The sequence below is a fragment of the Paenibacillus agaridevorans genome (genome assembly GCF_018604145.1).
GTDB lineage: Bacteria > Bacillota > Bacilli > Paenibacillales > Paenibacillaceae > Pristimantibacillus > Pristimantibacillus agaridevorans.
Map to the genome: position 1 here is coordinate 323,275 of NZ_CP075889.1, position 18,457 is coordinate 341,731.

General features: G+C 56.3%; 12 protein-coding genes. 10 read left to right on the plus strand and 2 right to left on the minus strand.

Annotated elements, in window-relative coordinates:
* Window positions 1–216: 216 nt before the first annotated feature.
* From KJW29_RS01250 to KJW29_RS01280, 7 genes are all read left to right on the plus strand, one after another.
* Window positions 217–2,538, plus strand: a complete 2,322-nt coding sequence (locus tag KJW29_RS01250) for a helix-turn-helix domain-containing protein (protein WP_214628455.1) — start codon at window positions 217–219, stop codon at window positions 2,536–2,538.
* Window positions 2,539–2,746: 208 nt separating this feature from the next.
* The gene (locus KJW29_RS01255) at window positions 2,747–3,664 is read left to right on the plus strand and encodes an ABC transporter permease (RefSeq protein ID WP_187104470.1); all 918 of its coding nucleotides are present in this window, start codon (window positions 2,747–2,749) and stop codon (window positions 3,662–3,664) included.
* A 14-nt stretch (window positions 3,665–3,678) separates the two neighbouring features.
* Entirely contained in the window at window positions 3,679–4,554 is an 876-nt protein-coding gene (locus KJW29_RS01260) for a carbohydrate ABC transporter permease (protein WP_214628456.1), read from the plus strand.
* A gap of 125 nt (window positions 4,555–4,679) precedes the next feature.
* Window positions 4,680–6,266 (plus strand): extracellular solute-binding protein, encoded by a 1,587-nt coding sequence (locus KJW29_RS01265; RefSeq protein WP_214628457.1) that lies wholly within the window; start codon window positions 4,680–4,682, stop codon window positions 6,264–6,266.
* Between the two features lie 81 nt (window positions 6,267–6,347).
* A complete protein-coding gene (locus tag KJW29_RS01270) occupies window positions 6,348–10,556 on the plus strand; it encodes a fibronectin type III domain-containing protein (RefSeq protein ID WP_214628458.1) in 4,209 nt (1,402 codons plus the stop codon).
* Between the two features lie 21 nt (window positions 10,557–10,577).
* Entirely contained in the window at window positions 10,578–11,582 is a 1,005-nt protein-coding gene (locus KJW29_RS01275; protein ID WP_214628459.1) for a glycoside hydrolase family 88/105 protein, read from the plus strand.
* A gap of 5 nt (window positions 11,583–11,587) precedes the next feature.
* Window positions 11,588–12,688 (plus strand): alpha/beta hydrolase, encoded by a 1,101-nt coding sequence (locus tag KJW29_RS01280; protein WP_214628460.1) that lies wholly within the window; start codon window positions 11,588–11,590, stop codon window positions 12,686–12,688.
* Here the strand turns inward: KJW29_RS01280 and KJW29_RS01285 are convergent.
* A complete protein-coding gene (locus KJW29_RS01285; RefSeq protein ID WP_214628461.1) occupies window positions 12,672–13,382 on the minus strand; it encodes a hypothetical protein in 711 nt (236 codons plus the stop codon). The two genes, KJW29_RS01280 and KJW29_RS01285, sit on opposite strands and share 17 nt — an antisense overlap.
* 177 nt (window positions 13,383–13,559) lie before the next feature.
* A complete protein-coding gene (locus tag KJW29_RS01290; protein WP_214628462.1) occupies window positions 13,560–14,012 on the minus strand; it encodes a hypothetical protein in 453 nt (150 codons plus the stop codon).
* A gap of 97 nt (window positions 14,013–14,109) precedes the next feature.
* Here KJW29_RS01290 and KJW29_RS01295 point away from each other — a divergent pair, with 97 nt between their 5' ends.
* The 3 genes from KJW29_RS01295 to KJW29_RS01305 all read left to right on the plus strand — a co-directional run bounded on the left by KJW29_RS01295 (window position 14,110) and on the right by KJW29_RS01305 (window position 18,267).
* Window positions 14,110–14,985 carry a hypothetical protein gene (locus KJW29_RS01295; RefSeq protein WP_214628463.1) on the plus strand — a complete coding sequence of 292 codons (876 nt, stop codon included), beginning with the start codon at window positions 14,110–14,112 and terminating at the stop codon, window positions 14,983–14,985.
* 113 nt (window positions 14,986–15,098) lie between these two features.
* Window positions 15,099–16,655 carry a glucose-6-phosphate dehydrogenase gene (zwf, locus tag KJW29_RS01300; RefSeq protein ID WP_214630937.1) on the plus strand — a complete coding sequence of 519 codons (1,557 nt, stop codon included), beginning with the start codon at window positions 15,099–15,101 and terminating at the stop codon, window positions 16,653–16,655.
* 25 nt (window positions 16,656–16,680) lie between these two features.
* Window positions 16,681–18,267, plus strand: coding sequence for a peptide chain release factor 3 (locus tag KJW29_RS01305; RefSeq protein ID WP_214628464.1), 1,587 nt, complete (start codon window positions 16,681–16,683; stop codon window positions 18,265–18,267).
* The last annotated feature ends 190 nt before the right edge of the window (window positions 18,268–18,457 follow it).

The following is an 18,457-nucleotide window of genomic DNA, read 5'->3' on the forward strand; positions in this document are numbered from 1 at the left end:
AATTCCGGGAAAACGGGAGTTCGGGGTGTTTGGCGTAGCCGGCTAGCTTGCCAGCTGAAATAATGTTAATGGACGCGTAATGCCGAAGCTGGTATGGTGATCAAGCTTGTATCCATGCGCCTTGAAGGAGATTCGGAAGAAATGCCAATGGAATCGTAATGGTCATTATGGCATCATAAAAGGAAAAGAAGAATTCAAGTCAGGGGGAAGCACGGCGTGAAAAGGCTTTCGATGAGAATCAGAGCTTCCTCGAAGTGGATAACGCAAACACTTCTGTTGTCGATCATTCCCGTCATTTTGTTCGGCTCTTTGATCTACTATATGGGTTCGCGGATTGTACAGGAGGAAATTCACCGTTCGTCCATGGAAAGCCTGTCCCAAGTTCGGCATCAAGTGGAGTCCGACATGGTCAATATCGAACAGATGTCGAATCAGATCGCGCTGCAGTCCGATATCATCGCGCTGATGAATATTCAGAACGAGACGACGCTGGGAGCATATCCTCGAACCAACGCCGTCCGCAATCAGCTGTCCCAGATCAAAAACGTAACGGATACGATTCACTCTATTTATTTTTATCATATAGGCCAACAAATCATCGTGAACCACGATATCGTCTCCCGCGTGAATGAAAGCCGTGTGTTCCGCGATGTGTCCTGGCTGGACAACGTGGACGATATGATCGCTGCCAGAGGTCTCCAAATGTGGGTGGCTCCAAGGGAAATCGTCAGCTTGAACGGCGAAGCCACTTCTACACTGACGCACATTCGATTGCTGCCGATGCTGTACAAGGAACCCAAAGCGGTCATCGTCGTCAATATGAAACCCGACTTTCTGCAACGGACAATCTCCAGGTTTCCCCTGAACGCGGAAGGCAAGCTGTTTGTAATGAACAAGGAAGGGCAGCTGATTGCCCGTATTCCGGATGAGAGCGGGGAAGGCGACAAGGACGATGCTTTACTTCACGAGATGCGCCGGATTTCGCAGGAGGGCGTCCGGACGACGAGGGTCGGCGAACATTTCCTTTCCGTGCTCCGATCGGACAAAAACGGGTGGACTTACGCCATTGCGGTGCCAGCCTACGTGCCAAGGCAGCCGGTAGAGGAATTCAAGCGAATCATAATTATCATTACGGTTGTGTTGTGCTTGTTGGTCGTATACTCCGCCTATTTCACGCACAGTAAATTTCAGCGAAGCATCCGCTCCATTCTGGAGAGACTATCGTCGGCCCGTCCTTCCGGGGCTCCACAGCTGCAAGGAGATGCAATTGCGGTGATGGAAGAGGGCATTAATCGGCTGCTCGCCACGGTCAAGGAAGGGCAAAGCAAGCGGGACGTTCACCTATCCTTCCTGCGATCGCACTATCTTCATTCCCTAATACACGGCAACGCAGTCGATGTGTCGCGGCTGGCCAAAGAGATTGACAGGAGCGAGTTGTTCCCGCTCGGCAAGCTGTGCGTCATGATCGCGCAGATGGACGAATCGGGACAAAGCTCCTTCCGGGCGGAGCGAGAGCTGTTTCTGTTCGCGGTGTCCAATATCGGGACCGAGCTGAACAAGCTGCAGGAGCAGGATGGATCGACGTTCCGGATGGAGTCCATGATTACGGATCGGCACACGGTGCTGATCGTTAATTATCCCGATGACGCGGATCATGATAAGCTTCCGGTGACGCTTGCGGATCAGCTTCGATCGGTCGTCAAACAAATTCTGAAGCAAACGATTACGATCGGAGTAGGCACTGGCGTCGATTCCGCCCACGATCTCGCTTATTCCTACAGGGATGCGCTCCAGGCGCTTCGCATGAATGTGGCCAGCGCCTATGACGAGGTTCTTCCCTATGCCAATATGACGCTGGTTGCGGAGAAGCTGGTTCATTATCCCGCAGCCGAGGAGCAGGAGCTGCTCCATGCGCTCCGTTCCAGAGACGGCGCTCTTGCCGAACGGAGTTTGAAGGCGTTTCGCGACGAGTTGGACGGCGAGCACGCATCGTTGCAGATGGCCAAAACCTTTTATTTGCAGCTGCTGGTCGCCGTGATCCGTTTGGTGCAGGAGTATGAGGAGGATATCGTAGCCGTGTTCGGCGAAAATCCGTACGAATCCTTTTTCCGCATGGAATCCGTTCCCCAAATCGACAACTGGTTTCGAGAGTGGCTGATGAGTCCGATTCTGCGCTACATGGACTCCGTCAAGCGTCGCAAGACGGATACTATGATTAGGCAAACCGTGGATATGATCCATGACCGGTATTCGTCCGATCTTTCGCTGCAGATGGCGGCGGACGAAATGGGGATCAGCGTTTCCTATCTGAGCAAGTTGTTCAAGGAAGAGCTGGGCGAAACCTTTATCGATTATGTGACCCGGATCCGGCTGGAGAAAGCGCAAGGGCTGCTGGTCGAAACCGATCTCAACATGGGGCAAGTGGCGGAAGCCATCGGCTATACGAGCGTGCAGCAGATGTTCCGCGTGTTCAAGAAGAAGCTTGGCATGACGCCGGGAGAATACAGAGAAAGCGCTAAAACGAAAGAAACGGAATAACGTCTCCGGCGTCGCCAACCCGCGATGCCGGAGTTTTTTGCGTCCTGCCGCCCATTACGGCGGCACGAACCTATTTTTTATGGCTGTTGCTGCCCTCCCGAAGCGGGGAGAAATCCGTTCAAAAAGTGTCAGTAGCGGCGAAATGCACATTACGGCTACATTGATGTCAGGCGGTTGCCGAACTAACCAAACGTTAAGGAGTGATGAGGTGAGACATAGCGGAATCAAGGCAACTCTTCGTTCCTACGCGTCGAATAAATATTTGATTCTCATGTTTTTGCCGGGTTTTTTATTATTTCTGCTATTTCAATATGTACCGATGTACGGCATTCTGATCGCCTTCAAGGATTTCAAAATTTTGGAGGGCATCATGGGAAGTCCCTGGGTGGGCTTCAAGCACTTTCAATATCTGTTTGCGGGCGAAGGGTTTACCGACGCGCTGCGAAATACGGTGATCATCGCTTTGCTGAAATACGCTTTTGTATTTCCGGCTCCCATCGTGCTCGCCATATTGCTGAATGAAGTGCGGCTGAGCTGGTTTCGGAGGAGCATCCAGACCATTACGTATTTGCCGCATTTTTTCTCCTGGGTTATTCTCGGCGGCATTCTGTTTACGTTTCTGGGGCGCGACGGAGGATTCAACCGGATATTGGGCTACTTCGGCTTTCAGCCGATAAGCTGGCTAATCGAACCTTCCTACTTCTATGGCATCATCGTCGCGACGGATATCTGGCAAAGCGTCGGCTGGGGCTCCATCGTATATTTCGCGGCGCTGGCGGGCATCGATCCCACCTTGTACGAGGCGGCGATTGCTGACGGCGCCAGCCGATGGAGAAGGATCTGGCATATCACGCTGCCGGCCATTACGCCGGTCATTACGATCATGCTGCTGCTGTCGATCGGCAATTTCCTGTCCGTCGGCTTCGATCAAATCTACAACCTGATGACCGCCACCACCTCCAAGGTGGGCGATATTCTGGATACGTACGTGCTGCGCAGGCTGCTCACGATGAATTACGAGCTTGGAGCGGCGGCGGGCGTGTTCAGCTCGACCTTCGGATTGCTGCTGGTCATTCTCGCCAACCGTTTGGTCAAGCTGTACGATAAAGACCAGGGCATCTGGTAGAGGGGAGAGACAACATGCATCATCGCACAAGAAGCGAAAAAATATTCGACGGCATCAACATTCTGGCTCTCCTGATTCTGGCTTTTGTGACGCTGTATCCTTTTTTATATACGCTTACGATGTCGCTCAGCACGCCGGTCGACGCGAAGCTGCCCGGCCTGCATCTGTTCCCGATGCGTCCGACGCTGGAATCGTACGAGAAGGTATTCGCCCAAAGCGGTATCGCGCAAGCCTTCCTGAATACAGGGCTTCGAACGGTCGGAGGTGTCGCATTGGTATTGCTATTTACGTCATTGTCGGCGTATCCGCTATCCCGCAAATCGTTTCCGCACCGCAGCCTCATTATGAAGCTTTACGTCTTCAGCATGCTTTTCAGCGGCGGACTTATCCCGATGTATTTGCTGATCCGTAATTTGGGACTGCTCAACAGCATGTGGGCGCTTCTTCTTCCGGGCGCAGTCAGCGCGTTCAATCTGATCATTATGCGCAATTTCTTCCAAGCCATTCCGGAGGAAATTATGGATTCGTCCAAAATAGACGGAGCTGGAGAGCTTCGCACGTTCACCTCGATCGTGCTTCCGCTGTCGCTGCCGGTGCTTGCGGTGGTGGCGCTATGGTCGGGCGTCAGTCATTGGAACGCCTGGTTCGACGCGATGATTTATATTCATGATATGGATAAGCAAGTGCTGCAGTTGTTCGTCAGACGAACCGTTATCGAGGAAAGCGACGCGTTGGCGACCCAGGCAGAGCTGCTGCATGCCACAACGTATTCCAAGGAAACGCTAAAAGCCGCAACCGTCATGATTGCGACGCTGCCGATTCTGTGCGTCTATCCGTTTATTCAACGCTTCTTCGTCAAAGGCATCATGTTGGGCTCCGTCAAGGGATGACAGGATGGGCGCGCCAATATGCCGATACATGGCGGCAGAGTGCCCGTTCCGCACAATTATCGGTATCAAGTCGCAAGACTTCGTACAATAGATGCAATCCTACATTACGAATGGGGGAACTTCAAATGGTATTGAGAAAAGGAAAAAAGGGCTTGGCGTTGAACGGTATGGCGCTGATGCTGGCAACGACGCTCGTTATGGCAGGCTGCTCCGGAAACTCCGGCAATGGGGCGGAGCCGTCGCCATCCGCATCGCCGGGCGTAAGCCCGACACAGGAAGCGGCGGGGGGACCTGAGCCGGTCGAGCTGACCTGGATGGTCAACGATGTGATGCTGCCGGATTCATTCGGCGAGAAGTTTGTGGAGGAGAAGTTTAACGTCAAGCTGAATATCGTGTCCATTCCGCGCGCGGATTACGCCCAGCGCCAGCAAATTATGATGACGACGGGCGAAGTGCCGGACGTCATGATCGTCATGGACCCCAATGAAATGAAGAAATATGCGGATCAGGGCTTGCTCGCAGAGGTGCCGATGGAGCTGATCGAACAATATGCGCCGCGCACCAAAGCGGAAATCGACAATAATGCGCCGCAAGGCTGGTTCTATACGGAGCACAAGGGCGTCAATTACGGCGTGCCGACGTTGTTCGGCGGCAAAAACACGACGCCGATCGCATGGCGCGTCGACCTGCTGGAGAAAGCGGGAGTAACCGGAATACCGGAAACGATCGACGAAATGACGGCGGCTTTTGAAGCGCTGAAAAAAATCGACGTTTACGGCATGACCTCCAACGGCAATTCCGATTATGCGGCTTTCCAGAAAATATTCGGCGCGTTCGGCGTTATGCCAATTCAGTGGACGGTAAAGGACGGCAAGGTGACGAACGGCGCCGTTATGCCGGAAGCCAAGGAAGCGTTGACGCTGCTCGCCGATTGGTATGGCAAAGGGTATATCGATCCCGAATTCGTGACCGGACAAAATTTGGGCGAAAAGTTTATCGACGGCACCTTTGCTTTTAATGACAATGCCAGCATATTCACCACGGACGAAAGCAACCCCAACTCCGCGGTTTCCGCGCTGAAGGCGATCAATCCGGATGGCAAAATCGAATTCGGAGCGTTGCCGAAGGGACCAAGGGGCGAAAGCGGCGGATGGTCATGGGGAACGGCGGCCAACGGCATGTCGTTCGGCGCTCATATGAAGGACCAGCCGGAGAAGCTGCAGCGCGCGCTCGAAATTATCGATGCCGTCATCAACGACGAAGAGGTGTATGTCCCGCTCGCTTACGGGACGCAAGGGACGCACTGGGATTTCAAGAACGGCACGAACCTGAAGGAAGGCGTCAAATATTTGCCGCCGTATGACGATGCGGTCAAGATGCGTGAGGAAGGCATTAAAGTTGGAGAAACGTTTTTCGGGGGACGTCCCAACTTCGAAATCTTCTACAAATATTACGGCGACCAGCTTCGGGAAATCAATGAAAAGTATGCCGCGAACCCGGTTGCCGATATTTTCGGCAAACCCGACATCTTGCCTTCGGCCGGACAATATTGGGGCGAGCTGAAGAAGCTGAAGATCGAAGCCTACGCCGCCATCATTCGCGGAGATCAGCCGATCGACTATTTCGACAGCTTCGTGAAGCAATGGAACGACATGGGCGGAGAGCAGTTGCAGAAGGAAGCGCAGGAACTGTACGATTCGCTGCAATCATAATGGCGGAATAGCTATTGCAAAAGTCGGGCAGGAGACGCGTCTCCTGCCCGTACCTATAGAATTGACCTTGGAGGGGAAACCATGGGGGCAACGGTATACGAATTAAAGGATCATTTGAATCATCAACAATATGAATGGCCGCTGTCGCTGGTGCGGTATCCCTTGCGGCTCCAGCCCGGCGAAGCGCATCCCGGGAGCTTGGCGCTGCGGGATGGAGACGGCCTTCGGTTACCGGTGCAGCTAATCGGGGCCGAATTGCGAGACGGTTTTGTCATAAGCGGGGAAATCGCTTTTCTGAGCGATCTGCCGAGAGGCGGGACGCGGCGTTATGAGCTGCATTACGGGGCAGCTCCGGAGACTGTAGCGGATGAAGAGGAGCATGAAGGAGTGAGTGAGTCCCGCGGCATGGCGGTGCGGGAGGATGGCGACGGCATTCGCTTTGGCAACGGGTTGATCGAGGTTGCCGTGCCGCGTGCCGGCATCGCCCTTGCGAAAGCCGGCGGAGATAGGACGGCGCCCGGAGGGGAGAAGGCTGCGAATTCGGCGACGACCGCCGAGTTGAGATCGACACGGCAGGATTCCGTCGATAGCTCGCCGGAAGCTGTAGAGTCGCAATGGGTGTTCGTCCTGTACCTGGCGGACGGCGGCAAGCTGGCCACGGCGCGTCTGGCGAGCGGGCAAAAACCGTGCGCGGTGCAAAGCGAATGCATCTCCTCCGGCGCAGTCCTGCATGAGCATCGGATCACCTTTCTGTGGGAGAACGACGCGCGGTACGCCCTAACGATCCGTTTGGCGGCGGAAATGCCTTTTGTGGAGCTGGAGGAGCAAATGGAGGGGGCGGGCGGCAGTCGGCTGGATATCGAATGGACGGGCTTGCAGCCGACCCGCCGCTACACAAAGAGTCGGGGCGACGAGGCGATTGACGCTTATCTCGGCGAGCGGGGGGAGCTGCCGTTTCGCATTATGCCTTACGACAATTTCCTGTCGTGGCATACGGGAAGATCCGCCGCGTTTGTGGATGAAGGGAAGCGGCTGGCGGTCGGCCTGTTCCATGGCGATCCCATGAAATGGGACGACGGGGAATATGCGCTCTGGAGATCGTCGGATACGCTGGCGATTTCGCTCCGATACGGGCAAGCCGGCCTGGACGAAGGCGAAGAAGGGAGATTGATTTGGTCCTATCCGCTGGCCTCGGGCGTCCGGGCAACCAAAGTGGCGGTGTACGACCCTGATCGGAAACGTGCGGCCCGGTCGACGGCAGCGCTCAGGGTTCCCGCAGCCGGGGGCGGTCTGCCGTTGATCGACGAGCTCGCATTATGGCATAGCTTCCTGCCGCTTGACAAGGTGAAGGATTGGGTGCTGGATTGGGAGGAACCGCAGGAGCAATATCCAAGGTTGTTCGATCCGGAGCAACTGCCGAAGGCGGGGCATATGTGGTATTTTGAACTGCATGAGGCGCCGAGGCCGGAGGATATGGAGGAAATCGTCGACAAGCTGTCCTTCAACTTCAACCAGGTGGAGGGCACCGCGCCGGTGTCGAGCAGGGAGTTCGCGTTCTGGACGCCGGTCTTCGACCTGTCGGCCAGAGACATGACGCGTGAGCAATTCCGCCGCTTCAAGGCTGCCAGCGCGTTGATGGCTTATGTGCGCGAGGATGAATACGTGGCTCCCATTCATACGATGTTGTCGGGCCATCCCAATTTCCTGGTTGACTATAAGGCGGTGCTTGGCTATATGTCGGCGCTGTTCCCCCATCACCCCCACGCCGGTCGTTGGATAGCCCATTACGAGAAGGCGATGGCGCTGAATTTGAAATACCATACACGGCCCGACGTGACGCAATGGAATGCCGAAGGCGGCCGCTGGACGGAAAATCTGGGCTGCTACGTCTGGGCGGCTCTGGTGCCGATGGTGCGGTCCGCATGGTGTATACGCAAAACGTATGGCGAAAGTACGCTGCTTTATCCCAATCTGGCGAAGCTTGCGGGTTGGCTGCTGAGGAGCCTCAGCGCTCCGTTGGCGGGCGGCCGGTCCTACCCGCCGCAGGGGGCGCATTCCGGCGTCCATAACGATCCGCTGCCTCCGCCTTATGCGCTTCGGGTGCTGGGAGATATGTTGATGGACTACGACCCGCTGCTGGCGGAGCAGCTGCTCGCGGTATGTCCCGCGGAGGCTCCCGGCTTCGAAAGCGGGGACCATTGCGACGTTTGGCGTATCATGCTGCAAGGCGAATACCTGTCCAATACTGGTACGCCGCCGCAGCTGAAGTCGGCGAAATTCACAGGCTATGGCCACGTTCTGCGCTCCGCAGTCGGGACGTCCGGCGAGATGTCGGTGCACCTGGGGCAAATCGACGATGGTCCCAACTATCGCTGGGGACGTTCGGGCGACGGCGGCAACGGCGTCATTTATTATTACGCGGACGGCAAACGATACAGCTACAACCGTCCCGAGGATGTCGGCGACGATAACATGGGGACGGGAGAAGGCAGCACGACTTTCGCCGTGCTTGACGGGCATGAATACAAAAGCGTCGGACGCAACGAGCTGACGGGGGCGCTGCATGACTTTGGTTATGCGCAGTTTGCCGAGCTGGCGGCGGGGCCCGACGCGAGACCGCAATACCGCTCCCGCAGCGTGCTGATGTCCGGCAACGACTATATCGTTATCTACGACGAAGTGGCGGATATGCGGGTACGGGGGCGCTTCTCCTGGTTCTCGCATCGCGACGACCCGTTCCCGGCCATTTATCAACTGAAGCCGGGCGCATCGCCTTCGCCGGTCACCTTGGCGGGGCCGATCGACGGGCCGCAGGTTCCGGCGGGAGAATATAAAATCAATCGGAAGGCGCATGGCTATCCCAACGGCTCTGTCGGACGATATTACGACGGCTTCGGCGATTTCCTGACGGTCGTGACGCATCGCGGCGAATGGCAGCCGCAAATCAAGGGCGTCAAGGCGACGCCATACGGCGCCGTTGTGACGATGGTCGGCAGAGAGGACCATATCTTCCGCAGCGCAACCCGTATTCGCCATGACGGCGACGACCTGGCGTTCGACGGCTATGCGGGCATCGTACGCCGCTATGGCCGGGGGCATGTCGAGGCGGCGTTGTTCCGCGGCCGCTTCATCGCGTCGGAGGGCATCAAGGCGACGATACTTCCGGGGGAAGCGCCGGACCGCGGGTCCGCAACGGACGCGGCGATGGCAACGGCGGGCGTCTCGGCGGAAGCGCTGGACTGCGGCGTAACGGAGGCCACGGCGAAGGCAGAGTCGAGCACATTGGCGGAAGCCGTAGACGGCAGTACCATAGCGGACGCGCCGGGTCCATCGGTAGATTCGCCGTACGGCGCCAGCTTGCAAGGCGCAGTGGCATTCGCGTTTACGGTGGTGGGCGGCTTGCTCAGCGGTAGCTCCTCTTCGGCGACTCCGCTTGTCGTCCGACTGGAGCTGCCGAACTCCCGGGTGACGGGGCAGCACAAGCTTTACGTGGACGGCAAGGCGCACGAAGCAAAGGCTGCGGTCGGCGACGAGGCCGGTGAGGATGTGACCGTGCTGGAATTTGCTCTCCCGGCAGGTCGGACGGAATGGCAATGGACGGATGACGATGCCATGCCGGGAAGGCTGGAAACGCTCCGCATGTCGCTGGCCTCGCCGCAAGAGGCGGAGCTGGAATGGGACTCGGCAGAGGGTGCGGACCGCTACGAGCTGGCCGTCAGCAGGGACGGCTGCCGTTCGTGGAAAACGGCAGCCGACGATATTCGCGGCCAGCATTACCGGCTGGAAGGGCTGATTGCGGGAACGAAGCTGCATGTTCGGGTCCGCGCATGCCGCGGGCAAGCGGCTGGAGACTGGAGCGAGCCGTACCCGATCTATCCGTCGGCGCAACCGCCTGCCGCTCCGCTAGGGCTGCGGCTGCGGCGCAGGGACGAAGCGGTGGAAGCGACCTGGGGAATGGTGCTGGGCGCGCAGCGGTATCGGCTGTACCGGCGGAAGGTGGAAAGCGGCGAAAACGTGCTGCTGTACGAAGGGACGGAGCGACGCTTTCTAGACGCCAGCATTAAGGCGGATGAGACGGATTGGGTCTATAGCGTTGCATCGGTAAACGGCAACGGGCAAGGTCCTCGCTCGCGGGACCGGGATACGGTTCCGGGCGGGCTGATCGATTGGGATCCCAAGCCGGATGAAACTTTCCGCCGCTACATCCGAAGCCACGAATACGGTCATAACGGCTTTCATTATTGGGATAACGCGAGGAAGGGCAGCTTGCCGCCCTATCCGCAGTCTTGAATCACGGGGAGGACGATACGAATGTCAAGAACGATTGAGCATATAAGAGTAGCGACGGTCGACGCGACGCTGCGGATGCCGCTTCGCGAATGGAACTGGAGCGAAGGCGTGGCTTTGTACGGTTTGACTACGTTATGGGAGAGAACGGGGGCAGAGCGCATTCGGACATTTCTCGAGCGGTGGTATGGCGAGCATCTCGGCGAGGGTTCGATTCCGGAGACGGTGAACGCCACGGCGCCTTGGGCAGGCCTGATGAAGCTGTCGGGCAAGCTGGAGCTGGTCGATTACGCCGATCGGCTCGCGGATCGCGTCGATCATCTGCTGCATCGCTCGCTCAGACTGGCGAACGGCGCTTACGAGCATACGCTGACGGAAACCAAGTTCGAGAAGCAGATGTGGGTCGATACTTTGTTTATGGCGGGGCTGTTCCTGACGGAAGCGGGCTTGCGGCTTGGGAATGAGGCTGCGGTAGAGGAAGGGCTGAAGCAATTCCATGTGCATGTCGCGGGGCTGCAGCAGCCGAACGGTCTTTTCTATCACGGCTGGGACGAAGGCAAAGGAAGCGTCATCGGCTGTCAGTGGGCGCGCGGCAACGCATGGGCGGCCGTCGTGGCGGTGGAGCTGCTTCGCATCTTGCCGGAACGTTATGCGGAGGACCGCCGGATCATCCGGGATGTGCTGCACAAGCAGCTGAAAGGATTGCAGGCGTATCAGGATCTGTCGGGCTTGTGGACGACGGTGGTGACGGAACCGGGCACGTATGTGGAAAGCTCGGCGGCGGCGGGCATTGCTTACGCCGTGCTGAGAGGCATCCGCGAAGGATCGGTCGACCCCGCGTTTGGCGAAATGGCCCGCATGGCGTATCGGGCCGTCTGCGCGCTGATCGATCATGACGGCGTGCTGCGGGGCGTATCCAGCGGAACGGGCGTGCAAAGCCATCCCGGCGAATATCATGTTATCGCGCGCGATCGCCTGGAAGGCTACGGGCAAGGTTTGCTGCTGATGATGTTGTCCGAGGAGCTCTGAGTTAGATGGGAGAAGGGTCTCGCAGCAGAGGAAATGATCGCGAAACGACAGATGGCGAAGGCGCGCGGAGGACGCTTGGATACGGCGACGTTCTCGGCTCGGGACGAGAACTGGCGTGGCCGGTTGAGAAATTGCTGGAAGGCGCGGAACCGGAGACGCTGATGTACAAAAGCGTCGGCGGCACCGGACTGCGGCTGCTCTTCGTGAAGCCGGATGACTGGAGACCGGAGGATCGCAGGCCGGCGATCCTCTGGATTCACGGCGGAGGTTGGTCGGGAGGACAGCCCGAGCAGTTCGTGCCGCATTGCCGGTACGCGGCGCTGCGGGGAGCCGTCGGCTTTAGCGTGGAGTACCGCCTCATTCCGAATACGGAGGAAAAGGCGGGCTTAAGCAAGGAGAGTCAGCTCAGCACGAACATGGAGGAAAGCGTCGGCTCCGCTGCAGGTCAGGGCCGCGGGGCAAACCGCCATGCATCGGCGGCGAAGCTCCCGTGTCAGGCTTCCGGCGTGGAGGACTGCCTGAGCGACTGTATCGATGCCTTGCGGTTCATTCGCGAGCAGGCGTCGGAGATGGGGGTCGATCCCGAACGAATCGTCGTCGCTGGCGATTCCGCAGGCGGACATCTCTCCGCCTGCATTGGGACTTTGCCCCTTGATCATCCGCTCGGAGTGTTTGCGATCGTCAATTGCAACGGTATTGTCGATCTGACCGACAAATGGCGGTATTCCTCCCGCGCTCCTCTGCAGGAGAAGGCACAGACCAACGGGCAGGCTGTGCGAAACTGGTTTCTGCGGCGCGAGGAAGCGGGGCGGCTGTCGCCGCTTCAGCGGATTCGTCCCGGTCAACCGCCGTCGCTGACGCTGCATGGCCTGCTTGACCGTACGGTTGAAGCCGAGCAGTCTGTGAGATACGTAGAAGCGCATCGCTGCTGCGGCAACGACGCGAGGCTAATTCTATATCCTCGATCGAAACATGCGTTCATTTTATTCGGCTATACAGCGGCTGTGGCGGAAACGATGGAAGCGCTTGGAGACATCGATCGTTTCTTGGAAAACACAGGATTCTGGGAGAACGATGGGACGTTTCCCCTCAAATGTATTTATTGACGACGGAACCCCTGCTTGGGAGCGGCCAGTACAGTTGGGCGGCGCCATAATACATGGCGTAAGGGTATGCGGCTGTAAAGGGCAGCTTAAGCCAGTCCGCGGGCTGCTGCTTCTCGGCGTATGTGACCGCCGTCTTCAATCCCGTCAGCAATCCATCCGCTCCAAGCAGCAGACGCCTCGCTTTGTCCGGGTCTTCAAGTGCTGAGAGGAGAGCCGGCGAATGAGCGCCAAAAGGCTCCTTTTGGCGCTCCTCCATGTCCTCCGACGCCAATTCTCCTCTCGCCAGTCCCAGCTGCGAAGTTGCCGGATGCCGCAGAGCAAGTTCGATGACCTCCCACACTTCGGGCATCAAATATTCCTCATTACGCTTGTAAACAGAAGCAAGCCCGTTCAACAGTTCATCCAGCTCACGGAGCTTGTCCTTCGTTACTTCTCCATTTCGCCAGCCTTCTTGACGGCCCAGCTCGATCATTAGGCTGTTCAGCTTTCCTTCGGCGGCCTTTGCTGTTCGAAGCCAGGCCGCGGCTCCCTTAGCAGACGACGCTTCCCAATCGGCCAGTCCGTTGACAGGCTCTGCGCGCGAAGGTTCGATCAGCTCCCGGTTGCGATAAGCGGCATAGGGGTTAACTGCGCTAATCGGCGCATAAGCATTCGAACGTTCAATCCCTCTTATGGATCGGATATATTCAGCCATCCCGTACTCCCCCTTTCCAGGTCCTGTTTTAAGGACATTCACGATGAGAATGAGAAAAAAATAATATAATTAGCATACTATATAACGAACACGAAAGGACTCGAACGAGAGAGTCGAAACGTCGCGAATTGTTCGTTATAAGGAACGAATTTGTCGACGAAAGACTCTCGCTGTCGATTAGATGATAAGAAATAACAGCCCAATGTCGTCCAGTTCCAGAACAGTACCGCCCGGTGATCCGCTTCGCCCCGATACATGGGCAGGATTCTGTCCGGATTGCGCGTAATTAGTAGAGTGTGCTTCTATGGAAGCAGACGTTGCTTTAACCCCTTGCCGCTGTTTCTTGCCGCGAACGCCTTTACTCTTTTTGCCGGGTGTTGTTCGCCTGTTTGACGTGGATTGTTCGTTGGAGCTTCCTTGCTCCTGTTCATAGGCTGATTGGTCTCCATATGGCTGCGAGAAATGCAAGGTTTGACAGTCCCCCTGACAAGGAGATACGAGAACAAGACATCCGTTTGCGCAACTCTCCGCGATTCCAACATACCTCAAACCGTTTTTTGCCACTGCGCAGACCGGCATCCCGATAATATGCTGCAAGTGATCGACAGTAAGCGGATAGACTCGTTCCATGGCTCCGTGATCCTTCCCTCCATTGGTGTTGTTGCAACAGTGTATTCATCCGGAAGCCGAAATGTACGTTTACCTATACAAGAACGGAGGTTATACCATGTATGTACCCCGGAATTCCTTGTTGAATCGGGATGTAGCGGAAGCAGCCAGACATGGGAGATCCCGCAGACCCCGCAACAAATACGGCGTGACATTTGCAAGCGCGATGCTCGTTCTCTTGCTGATTGCGGCATTAGTGCTACAAAAATCGGAATCGAAGGATCAGGTTGACGCCTCTGCGCGGTACGCCCATGATCTTGCGCAGCTTTGGAACTGGAGCGATTCGGTGTTAGCCGGTGGAGCGAAGAAGGCAGAATGGACGCTTCGGTTCGATGCGGTATTAAGCGAAGGGATGTCATTGGCGCAGTTGTCCGATAGCGTATTCGCTAACGCAGATGGGGTTATTAAGACGGAACGAATCGTGACGAATGGGGGAAACAGCGTGTCTGGACAGTACACCGAGCTTCTTGGTGAAAGTAAGGACGCAGCGCGACTGTCGCTCCATCAGACGGGACAGTCTGACAATGGCATGACGGTGATCTTGCTTTTGGAATCGGGCGTCGGAGACTCAACGGAGCAAGGTCTGCAGGCTGCGCTTAAGCAACTGGGCTCTCTCCTCGCGAAGATGGGCGACGAGTGGACGCTTACGATGAAGACGCATGGTTATTCGGACAAACAAGAAAGTGCCAAGACACTGGAGCGAATAGCCAGAGGCCGCATCCTGGAGCAATATGAGGATGGAGGCACGCGCAGCGTCACGATGTCAAGCGACGCTCTTTTGTCGTCGAAGGCACTCGGCCATAACCGGCATGCCAATTTGCAGGTCGCGGAGCATAGCAGCACGGAAACAGCGCGGAGCGAGCTGACGATAGGAGTACCGCTAATTTCGGGTGATTTCTCCTCGGTTCGAACGACCGAAGAACGAGCGGATTAACAGATGGTTTATTTGCATTTTTTATAACCCGTTCAATGGCGATTTAAGGTTGAATATGCTAAACTACATATCATGCAATTCCCATAAAAATTCAGGTAGAAAGAATGAGGCTTATGACTCCCAATCCCATCATAGAATCGAATTCCCCGGAAGGCGCGGTTTATTACCTGTTCGGGGCGACCGGAGATCTCGCAAGGCGCAAGCTGTTCCCGGCATTGTTCAGTTTATATAAAGAAGGCAAGCTGTCCGAGAAATTCGCTGTCGTCGGTCTCGCTCGCCGGGCGCGCAGCAACGAGCAGTTCCGTTCGGATCTGTACGAATCCATCAACGAGTTCTGCCGCTACAAGGCGGACGATACCGAGCTTTGGACGCGGTTCGCGGAGCACTTCGTCTATATGTCGCTGGATATTAACAACGTCGACGGGTTCCGCGAGCTGTCCTTGTTATCCGCAGAGCTGGACGAGAAGTTCGACATCCCGGGCAACCGTCTGTTTTATCTGGCGCTCGCGCCGTCACTGTTTGGCCCGGTATCCCTTAATCTCCGCGACGGAGGTCTGCTGGAGTCCAAGGGATGGCATCGGCTCGTTATCGAGAAGCCATTTGGCTACGATCTGCCCTCGGCGCAGAAGCTTAACGAACAATTGGGCCAAGTGTTCAAGGAAGAAGAGATTTTCCGGATCGACCATTACCTGGGCAAAGAGATGGTTCAGAACATCCAGGTCATCCGTTTCGCGAACGCATTTTTTGAGCCGTTGTGGAACAATAACCATATCGCAAATGTGCAAATTACGTTATCGGAGACAGTGGGCGTCGAGGAACGCGGCGGCTATTACGACAAATCCGGCGCGCTGCGGGACATGGGACAGAACCACATGCTTCAGATGCTGACGATGATCGCCATGGAGCCGCCAAGCCGACTTCACGGCGAGGACATCCGCGACGAAAAGGTAAAGGTGCTTCGTTCTCTTCGCGGCTACAAGTCGAACGAGGAAGTACGCAGCCATGTCGTGCGCGGTCAATATACCGCCGGGAAGCTGGGCAACAAGGAACTGTCGGGCTATCGCCAGGAGGATTCTGTCGGCGAGGATTCCGTGACGGAAACTTATTTTGCCGCAAAGGTGTTTGTCGATAACTTCCGCTGGGCGGGCGTGCCGTTCTATATCCGTACGGGCAAACGTCTGCCGGTTAAGACGACGGAGGTCGTCGTGGAATTTAAAGCGATGCCGCAAAACGTCCTGTTCGCGCAAAAACACGAGCTGTCGCCGAACCTGCTTGTCATCCGGGTTAATCCGATGGAAGGCATCTATATTAAGATCAACGCCAAGAAACCGGGCGCGGACAACGACGTCCAGCCGGTGTCGATGGAATTTTGCCAAAGCTGCATGATCGGCATCAATACGCCGGAAGCCTACGAGAGGCTCATTCATGACGCGGCTCGAGGCGATTCCACTTACTTTACGCGTTGGGACGAAGTATCCCATGCATGGGAATTCGTGGACCGGATCGCGAAAGGCTGGCGCGAGGATTCATCCGATCTTGAGCCGTATCCGGCAGGATCGTGGGGTCCGGCAAAGGCAAACGGGCTGCTCGCGGAGCAGGGCCATCACTGGTGGCCGGTCAACGGCCAGGATGAGGATAACGTCATCTGGATCACCAATAAGGATAAATAGATAAGACCGTGAAGGGAAGGCAAGCATGAATCAATCATTATCTAACGAAATTAAGCAGGAAGTCGACAAACGGCGTACGTTCGCGATCATATCCCATCCGGACGCCGGCAAGACGACCTTGACCGAAAAGCTGCTTCTATTCGGGGGCGCCATTCGACTGGCCGGCTCTGTCAAAGCCCGCAAAGCCAGCCGCCATGCGACATCCGACTGGATGGAGATCGAGAAGCAGCGGGGCATCTCCGTTACCTCGTCCGTCATGCAGTTCGACTATTTGGGGCATCGCGTAAACATTCTGGATACGCCCGGTCACCAAGACTTCTCCGAGGACACCTACCGCACGTTGACGGCGGCGGACTGCGCGGTCATGTTGATCGACGTAGCGAAGGGCGTCGAGGTGCAGACGGTAAAGCTGTTCCAGGTTTGCCGCAAGCGCGGAATACCGATCTTTACCTTCATCAACAAGTTGGATCGCGAGGGCAAAAGCCCGTTCGATCTTATGGAAGAGCTGGAGCAGGTGCTTGGCATCCGTTCCGTGCCGATGAATTGGCCAATCGGCATGGGCCGTGAGCTATGCGGGGTCTACGATCGGATGAAGAACCAGGTGGAGCTGTTCCAAGGGAACGATCACTCCACGATAGAAGTACGCAAAGTCGGCGACTACAACGATCCCATTATTCGCGAGATGGCCGGCGACTATTTGACGGATCAGCTGGTTTCCGATCTGGAGCTGCTTGACGTAGCGGGTGATCCATACGACTACGACAAGGTACGCGCAGGAGAGCTGACGCCGATCTTCTTCGGCAGCGCCGTCAACAACTTCGGCGTACAGACATTTCTGGAGAACTTCCTGCAGCTTGCGCCGAAGCCGACTTCGCGGAACAGCATGTCAGGCCCTATCGAGCCGACGAACGAGAAGTTTAGCGGCTACGTATTCAAGATTCAGGCCAACATGAACCCGGCTCACCGCGATCGTATCGCGTTCCTGCGTATTTGCTCGGGACGGTTTGAGCGGGGGATGGCCGTAAAGCATGTACGAAACAAGAAGGAGATCAAGCTGTCGCAGCCGCAGCAATTTCTGGCGCAGGACCGCGATATCGTCGAGACGGCTTACCCCGGCGACATTATCGGTCTGTTCGATCCCGGCATCTTCCGTATTGGCGATTCCTTGTCGCAAGGCATGGAGGTGGAATTCGACGAGCTGCCAACGTTTTCGCCCGAAATTTTCTCCAAGGTAACGGTTAAAAATGCCCTTAAGCATAAACAATATCAGAAGGGGCTGGACCAGCTGACGGAAGAAGGCACGATCCAGGTGTTTTACTCCACCGGCAACTTCGACGAGACGATTCTCGGCGTCGTCGGCCATCTGCAATTCGAGGTGTTCGAGCATCGGATGAAGGCGGAATACGGCGTAGACATCCAACTGCACCGGATGACGTTCCAATTTGCCCGCTGGATCGTGGACGAGAAGATCGATCCTTCCAAGTTCCGAATCAACTCCACGCTCGTGAAGGACAAAAAAGGCAATTACGTTGCCTTGTTCGAAAACGAATATGCGATGCGCACCGCCATGGACAAAAATCCGACCTCCAAGTTTCTGGAGACGGCGCCTTAAACTTATCTCAACCTCTCGGCCGAGCTGCCGGGGGGATTTTTTATTGTATAGGAAATAGCTGTAGGCGTTAAAAACGCCGATGGATCGAAAAGTAACTCTGATTAGTGTCCATAGGCGTTAGTAACGCTTATGGCTCCAAAAAGTAGGCGAACGAGCAGCTGTAGGCGTTAAAAACGCCGATGGACCGGAA

Excerpts from the sequence above, each read along its gene's own strand:
- zwf (WP_214630937.1), top strand. The coding sequence starts at position 15,099 with ATGACTCCCAATCCCATCATAGAATCGAATTCCCCGGAAGGCGCGGTT.
- KJW29_RS01295 (WP_214628463.1), top strand. The coding sequence starts at position 14,110 with ATGTATGTACCCCGGAATTCCTTGTTGAATCGGGATGTAGCGGAAGCA.
- KJW29_RS01290 (WP_214628462.1), bottom strand. The coding sequence starts at position 14,012 with ATGGAACGAGTCTATCCGCTTACTGTCGATCACTTGCAGCATATTATC.
- KJW29_RS01270 (WP_214628458.1), top strand. The coding sequence starts at position 6,348 with ATGGGGGCAACGGTATACGAATTAAAGGATCATTTGAATCATCAACAA.
- KJW29_RS01265 (WP_214628457.1), top strand. The coding sequence starts at position 4,680 with ATGGTATTGAGAAAAGGAAAAAAGGGCTTGGCGTTGAACGGTATGGCG.
- KJW29_RS01285 (WP_214628461.1), bottom strand. The coding sequence starts at position 13,382 with ATGGCTGAATATATCCGATCCATAAGAGGGATTGAACGTTCGAATGCT.
- KJW29_RS01305 (WP_214628464.1), top strand. The coding sequence starts at position 16,681 with ATGAATCAATCATTATCTAACGAAATTAAGCAGGAAGTCGACAAACGG.
- KJW29_RS01275 (WP_214628459.1), top strand. The coding sequence starts at position 10,578 with ATGTCAAGAACGATTGAGCATATAAGAGTAGCGACGGTCGACGCGACG.
- KJW29_RS01280 (WP_214628460.1), top strand. The coding sequence starts at position 11,588 with ATGGGAGAAGGGTCTCGCAGCAGAGGAAATGATCGCGAAACGACAGAT.
- KJW29_RS01260 (WP_214628456.1), top strand. The coding sequence starts at position 3,679 with ATGCATCATCGCACAAGAAGCGAAAAAATATTCGACGGCATCAACATT.